The following is a 6266-nucleotide window of genomic DNA, read 5'->3' on the forward strand; positions in this document are numbered from 1 at the left end:
AGTGCATCGAACTGCTGTCCGACTACGTGGTGGTGTGCATCGACGAGTTCGAACTCGACGATCCCGGCAACACGACGTTGATCTCACGTCTGCTGTCGGCCTTGGTCGAGCGTGGGGTTTCCATCGCGGCGACGTCGAACACGTTGCCGGAACAGTTGGGCGAGGGCCGGTTCGCGGCGCAGGACTTCCTCCGCGAGATCAACACGCTCGCAAAGATCTTCACCACCGTGCGGATCGAGGGACCCGACTACCGGCACCGGGACCTACCGCCCGCCCCTGTGCCGCCGTCCGATGAGCAGGTGCGGGCCGAGGCCGCCGACGTGCCGGATGCGACCCTCGACGACTTCGACGCGCTGTGCGCACATCTCGCGACGATGCACCCCTCGCGGTACCTCGCGTTGATCGAGGGCGTCACCGAGGTTTTCATCACCGGCGTTCATCCTCTCGACGACCAGAGCGTGGCACTGCGCCTGGTGTCGCTGACCGATCGGCTGTACGACGCGGGCATTCCCGTGGTGGCCTCGGGCGCCAAGCTGGACACCGTCTTCAGCGAGGAGATGCTGACGGGCGGCTTCCGCAAGAAGTATCTGCGTGCGACGTCGCGGCTGCTGGCGCTGACCGCCGCGGGCCGCCCGGGTTAGAGCGGGCGCACCATCACGTAGTCGTTCTCGAAGTGGCCGCCGAGCCGGAACGTCTTGGTGCCGCTCACCGCGAAGCCCTGTTTGACGTAGAACCGTTGCGCCCGTTGGTTTTCCTGATTCACGCCCAGCCAGACGCAGGCTGCGGCCAGCGTGCGGGCAGCATCGAGCGCGGCCGTCATCAGAGCGGCGGAGACGCCCGCGCCGTGACCGTCGGGCACCACGTACATCTTGGACAGTTCGACGGCGGGTCGCTGCGTCACGGCCCGCTGGACGTCGACGTCATCGGGAACCCCACGAATCAGCATGGCGTAGCCGGACATGCGGCTTCCGTCGTGCGCCGTCAGCACCACGCGATCGGCGTCGGACAGGTACTCGCGGAACCGGTCGGCGGTCAGGTGCTCGGCGATGAACGCGGCGACGTCATCGGGTGTCGCAGATGGGGGACAGGCCAGCGGGAAGGTGCGTGCGGCGACGTCGGCCAGTTCGGGCAGGTCGGCCTCGGCGGCCGGGGTTACCTCAATGGACATACCGCGTCAGGTGAGGTTCCACTGGGCGAGGTGGTAGCCGGTGACCTTGTCGAGGAGGACGACGTTGGTGACGAGGTCGCGGTAGACGTCCCACCACACCCCACCGCTCACGGTGGCGCCGGCGGGGGCGTTCTGGAGCGCGGTGCGCAGGGCGTCGGGGGCGTCGGTGTTGCGGGGCTTGTAGGCGTCGGCGATGGGTGTCACGCCGTTGAAGTCGAACACGATCGACGTGATGTACGGATTGGGCGCCTTGATGACGTGGACGGTCACGTTGGCGCGGTACACCTCGTTGCGGGGGCCCAGTGGTGCGCGGCCGAAACCCGGCGGGATGTCAGAGAGCTCGACGCTGGTCACGGCGACGTCGGCGACGATGCCCATGTAGTCGACGTGCAAGACGTCGCCGAGCCTGCCGATCGGGGCGTTTACCGCTGCGGCGTCCGGGGCCGGCGAGGCGATCACCCCGGACGTCACTGCCAACCCGGCAACCATCAACACCAACCAGCGACGCATGCCTGGCATGATCGCACACCGCCTCGTCGCCGAGGAGCTGATCGGCCGTCAGGACGCCCAGGGACCGAGGCCGCCGACCTTGTCGATCCGGATCCGGGTCAGCAGACCGGCCGGCGCGTTCGCCGGCGGGAAGTGTTCGCTGGAGCCGAGCATCGCCTCGGCCAGTTCGGTGAGCAGTTCGGGCGCGCCGCCCTCGACGATCCGGGCGGTTCCGGTCACGGACAGATACGGCGCTTGCTGGCCAGGGGCGGCGGGCCCGAGGATGGTGACGGCCACCCGTGGATCGCGTCGGATGTTGCGGGTCTTCTTGTACTCGCTCAGATGTGCGCTGACGAGCTCGTCGCCGTCGGGTGTCGACTGGAGTGCCACCCACACGACCGAGACCTGGGGGCTGCCGTCGGGGTTGATGGTGACGAGGGTGGCGTCGGCGCCGGCACCGATGAGCGCGCGGGCGGATTCGTCGAGTTTCATGGTGCTTTCTACCGCACTGGCGCGGATTTCATTCCCGATCAGCTCTGCGTCAGCGATCGGAGAACTTCGGCGATCTCGTCCTCGACCCCCGGCTTGTCGACGCCGAGCGTGTGCAGTGGGCCGTCGCCCCCCTCGGCTTCCAGCAGGGCCAAGAGGATGTGTTCAGTGCCGATGTAGTTGTGCCCCAATCGAAGTGCTTCGCGGAAGGTCAGCTCGAGGACCTTCTTGGCCGGGCCGTTGAAGGGCACGAGCGCGGGCGTGTCGTCGACTCTGGGCGGCAGCGTCACCGCATTGGCCGCACTGTCGGCGTCGATACCGTGTCCGGCGAGTAGCCGTACCGCCAGTGACGCGGGATCCGTGAACAGCCCGAGCAGCAGATGGGTGGGCGTGATCTCGTCGTTGCCCGCGGCGTGCGCTTTGTTCTGTGATTCGACGACGACGTTGCGGGCCCGCGGGGTGAACCTGCTGAAGCCCTCGCTCGCGTCGAGCGGGTTGGTCTCGGTCCTGGGGACGAAGCGCTTCTGGGCGGCCTGCTTGGTGACGCCCATGCACTTGCCGATGTCGGTCCAGGACGCACCCGATCGGCGGGCCTGGTCGACGAAGTGGCCGATGAGGTGGTCGGCGACGTCACCGAGGGCCTCTGCGGCGAGCATCGCGTCGGTGAGCTGCTCGAGTGGCTCGTCGTGAGCGGTCTTGATGACGTTGATGAGGTCGTCGAGGCGGACGGGGTTGGTGATCTTGGCCGGTTCGTTCATCCGTCAACCATAGGTTGACGCAGACGGGATCGTCAACCTTGCATTGACGATGGCGTGTCAGCCGCGTGGGTAGCCGCGGCGCACCGTGCGGTCGAGGATTCCGAGCGTGCCTCGGAGTGCGCCCTCCGAGATGACGGGGAAGATCCCGGCGTCGCGCCACTTCTGGTCGATGTCGGACCAGTCGTAGAACGAGGTGACGAGCGTGCCGCCATCATCGGGTTCCAGGCGGTATCCGTAGACGTGACCGATCTGCGGCTTGATCTGACCCAGGATGGTCCAGGCGATCAGTGTGTCCTGCTCGAACTCGGTGATCGTGACGGTGACGTCGTACTTGCCCATCGGAAAGTCGTTGAGCGCCTCGCGATCCATGTGCACGACGAAGCTGTCGCCGACGGCGGTCACGGGGTCTCCGTCGGCGTCCTGCAGCATGCCCGACGCATCGATCGCGACGTGTCCCTGTGGGTCGCAGAGGAGGGCGAAGACGTCTGCCGGCGGAGCGGCGATGGTGCGCTGGACTTCGATGAGATCGGCCATGTCGTCGATCGTGTCAGACGGTGCGGTCGCCGTGACCCAATCGCGGGCGACTGATCCGTGCGTCGAGGACGGATCGCTCCAATAAGGGGTGCGAGTGCCGCGTCAGGACGAGGGCGGCTGCCCGGACGCGGCGGCCTTGGCATTGAGCTGAGCCATGTAGAGCTTCAGTTGCACCCCGGCCAGTGCAGGGGACATGCCTTGTGCGGTGGGTGGTACGGCACCATCGGTCAGCTGCCACGGTTGACAGCCGTTGGTCTTGAAGGACTTGTCGGTTGGTGCGATCTCGACGGTCTGCGGCTTCTTGGTGAGCGCGTTGTCGATGGTCGCGCCGTCCGGATTGCTCGCCCGCTTCCAGAAGCACGTGCCCTTGTCGGCGTCGGCGGGACCCGCGGTGCTGTAGACGCCGGGAACGATGTCGGTACCGACCGCGTAGGTTCCGTCGGCGTCGATGGACGTCTTCGGCGTGGGTGGCGTGGCCGTATCGGTCGGTGCCGTCGATTCGGCAGGCGCGCCAGCAACGGGCGGCGTCGCCGTGTCGGCGGGAGGGCCCGGAGCGGGACCGGTCGGAGCGGCAATCGTGGCCGGATCAGCCGGCGTCGTCGGATCGGCCGGAGTGGTCGGGTCGGCCCCTGCGAGGCCGGGGGCACCGCCTACGACACACGTCGCAAGCACTGCGGCGGCCGCCGCTGTTTTCAACCACATGGCGAACACCTTAGTCCGTCTCAAGAGTGGGATCTAGCGGGCGAGGATTGTGATTGCGGCGGCTCAGCGTCGCTCAGGCCCTTCGGTGTGCACAACCTCGCGGTGAGCGCTACCGCGCCGACTTGTGCCAGAGCTACGACCAGTAGGGGCCACGCGGCCCCTGCGACGAAGCTCAACAACGCCGGATGGGCAGCTGGAGCGTTCTTGTCCTGCAGCCGCCAGGCCAGCAGCGCGAGCAGGATCGAGGTCAACACCCAGCCGCTCAAATAGCCGTACAGGAGTGCACTCGACACATGGCCCCCTCGACGACTTCGCTGTCCGCAGACTTGCTACTACGCAAGTTAGCTTGCTGGTGATTTCACAGTCGGATAACCAAGAAGCCGGCCCGCCATCCTCGCGGGGATGACGGGCCGACCCGAATTCGTGGTTGGAGCAGCGGCTACTTGAAGGCGTCCTTCACCTTTTCGCCTGCGTCCTTGATGTTCGCCTTGGCCTGGTCGGCCTTGCCCTCGTTCTCGGTGCTCTTGTCATCGGTGGCCTTGCCCGTGGCTTCCTTGGCCTTGCCGCCCAGGTCCTCGACCTTGTTCTTCGCCTTGTCCAAAAAGCTCATACTGTTCAACTCCTCGATCATGCTCGGCACCATTCGCCAAGCCTGAATCAGGTATGCCACGGATCGCCGGCTTCGAAACTCGTTGAGGGCTCCTCACGGGAAACCCGAAGCCAGGCCAGGCCGGCTACAGCTTGACCAGCAGCTCTCGGTCCTCGTCGTGAACGACGGCAGCGGCCGCCGCCACGGCTGCGTACTCAGCGACGCCCAGAAGCAGCACCGGCCAGGCCGCACCGGCGGCGAGCGCCAGCGGGTGGCGTTGAGGACTGTGCGGATCTTGAATCCGGTCGGCGCTGAACGCCAAGCCGAGGGTGGTCAACACCCATCCGGCCAGGTAACCGTAGAGAAGAACTTCGATCACGCGGAGCACCCCCGGCCTCGGTCGAGTTCTCGACCGAACGTCGGTGGATTGACGTTCTTCGCGGTTGTCAAACACCGTCCTCGTTGCGGATTGCCAGACGCGCATACGTCAGTCGGCCTCACACGCGGCGGCGAATCCCAAACCGAAGCCTCAGGCAGTAGATGACCGGGTGAGGCATCGACCCGATCGGGGACATCAGAGACGAGGTAGACCGTCACGGCGGGGGGCGGCAACCGTGAAGTCATTGTCATCGCCCCCAATGGACGCGCTCACGGTTCCCGCGGCGTAGCGCGAGACTTGGTAGTACGGCCCCCCGGCCGTGATAGCTGCCCTCATTGAATATTTGACGCACACGAAAATCAAGGGTGACACCTGTGAACATCATGGGGACCGCGAGGATCCCGCGGGAACACCCCTACCTGCTCATCGTCAGGGAGGGCCGGAGAAATTCGGTGGCAGCCATCGTTCAGCGGTCTACTCGAGGCTTCGTCCGTCGACGACGGCCTCCTGCCATGCCGCATTCGACGAGCGGTGAACGAAACACGTTGCTTTCCACTGCTTTTGAGGCTGCGCTCCTGATGTGCCGCGCTTCGATGTTGATTCCCCATCCGTGCAGCGGTGCCGCAGCATCGTGACCATGGGGTCAACGCCGAAGGCGGCGAGAAACTTATGCCCCGGGCTGCGGCGAAGGCCGCCCCGAGGGCACTGCCGGACGCCGCACACCAGAGGTTGAACCCACCTCGACCCTGACGGGTGGCGGTTAGGTGGTCGCTCGTCGCGTTGCCGCGGGTCGCGGCTATGGCTGTCTTCCCGAACTCGTCCTCAGTGATTCTTCAGCGTCAGACTTCTACCCTCCTCGAACGCTCCGACCGGGAGTTGCATAGGTGAGGAGTTCGTGATGACAGTAGGTACGCGGGTGGGCGTCAAGGCGCTGTCCGGTTTGGTTGGCGCAACCGCTTTGGTTGCGATGGGAATGTTGGTGGTGGCGCAGGATCGGGCACCTGCGGGTGCGGTGACGGCAGCGTCCATGACAATGGGCCAGACGACAACGCAAACAGTTGCGCTGCTGAGTGTTCCGCCGTCGGCGGTCGTGATTCCGATCGCGAGCCCGACTCTCAAGGCGAAGCGACCAAAGGGGTTTTAACTTTCGGCTTGATG

The 6266-nt window shown here is 65.8% G+C and carries 11 protein-coding genes; 2 read left to right on the forward strand and 9 right to left on the reverse strand.

All coding sequences use genetic code 11. The annotated features are described in order from the left end of the window. Positions 1 to 641 (forward strand): cell division protein ZapE (gene zapE / locus ACRDUX_RS25590; protein WP_526417780.1); only part of this gene is annotated, 641 nt, incomplete at its 5' end. Here the strand turns inward: zapE and ACRDUX_RS25595 are convergent. The 9 genes from ACRDUX_RS25595 to ACRDUX_RS25635 all read right to left on the reverse strand — a co-directional run bounded on the left by ACRDUX_RS25595 (position 638) and on the right by ACRDUX_RS25635 (position 5108). After that, positions 638 to 1168 (reverse strand): GNAT family N-acetyltransferase, encoded by a 531-nt coding sequence (locus tag ACRDUX_RS25595; RefSeq protein ID WP_526417782.1) that lies wholly within the window; start codon positions 1166 to 1168, stop codon positions 638 to 640. The genes zapE and ACRDUX_RS25595 overlap by 4 nt on opposite strands. Before the next feature lie 6 nt (positions 1169 to 1174). Further along, positions 1175 to 1678 carry a DUF1942 domain-containing protein gene (locus tag ACRDUX_RS25600; protein WP_526417784.1) on the reverse strand — a complete coding sequence of 168 codons (504 nt, stop codon included), beginning with the start codon at positions 1676 to 1678 and terminating at the stop codon, positions 1175 to 1177. A gap of 48 nt (positions 1679 to 1726) precedes the next feature. Further along, entirely contained in the window at positions 1727 to 2149 is a 423-nt protein-coding gene (locus ACRDUX_RS25605) for a PPOX class F420-dependent oxidoreductase (protein ID WP_526417786.1), read from the reverse strand. 38 nt (positions 2150 to 2187) lie between these two features. Further along, on the reverse strand, positions 2188 to 2904 hold the full coding sequence (locus ACRDUX_RS25610) for a Clp protease N-terminal domain-containing protein (RefSeq protein ID WP_526417788.1): 717 nt from the start codon (positions 2902 to 2904) through the stop codon (positions 2188 to 2190). 57 nt (positions 2905 to 2961) lie between these two features. Beyond that, on the reverse strand, positions 2962 to 3438 hold the full coding sequence (locus ACRDUX_RS25615; protein WP_526417790.1) for an SRPBCC family protein: 477 nt from the start codon (positions 3436 to 3438) through the stop codon (positions 2962 to 2964). A gap of 102 nt (positions 3439 to 3540) precedes the next feature. Beyond that, positions 3541 to 4014 carry an Rv1352/Rv1906c domain-containing protein gene (locus ACRDUX_RS25620; protein WP_526417800.1) on the reverse strand — a complete coding sequence of 158 codons (474 nt, stop codon included), beginning with the start codon at positions 4012 to 4014 and terminating at the stop codon, positions 3541 to 3543. A gap of 146 nt (positions 4015 to 4160) precedes the next feature. Continuing rightward, positions 4161 to 4433, reverse strand: a complete 273-nt coding sequence (locus ACRDUX_RS25625; protein WP_526417792.1) for a hypothetical protein — start codon at positions 4431 to 4433, stop codon at positions 4161 to 4163. 146 nt (positions 4434 to 4579) lie between these two features. Beyond that, positions 4580 to 4750 carry a CsbD family protein gene (locus ACRDUX_RS25630; RefSeq protein ID WP_526417794.1) on the reverse strand — a complete coding sequence of 57 codons (171 nt, stop codon included), beginning with the start codon at positions 4748 to 4750 and terminating at the stop codon, positions 4580 to 4582. Positions 4751 to 4874: 124 nt separating this feature from the next. Next, on the reverse strand, positions 4875 to 5108 hold the full coding sequence (locus tag ACRDUX_RS25635; RefSeq protein WP_526417796.1) for a hypothetical protein: 234 nt from the start codon (positions 5106 to 5108) through the stop codon (positions 4875 to 4877). A gap of 916 nt (positions 5109 to 6024) precedes the next feature. Between ACRDUX_RS25635 and ACRDUX_RS25640 the strand changes: the two genes are divergently transcribed. Beyond that, positions 6025 to 6252 (forward strand): hypothetical protein, encoded by a 228-nt coding sequence (locus ACRDUX_RS25640; protein WP_526417798.1) that lies wholly within the window; start codon positions 6025 to 6027, stop codon positions 6250 to 6252. Positions 6253 to 6266 lie beyond the last annotated feature (14 nt).

The sequence above is a fragment of the Mycobacterium sp. genome, assembly GCF_050701675.1.
In the GTDB taxonomy this organism is placed as follows: Bacteria; Actinomycetota; Actinomycetes; order Mycobacteriales; family Mycobacteriaceae; genus Mycobacterium.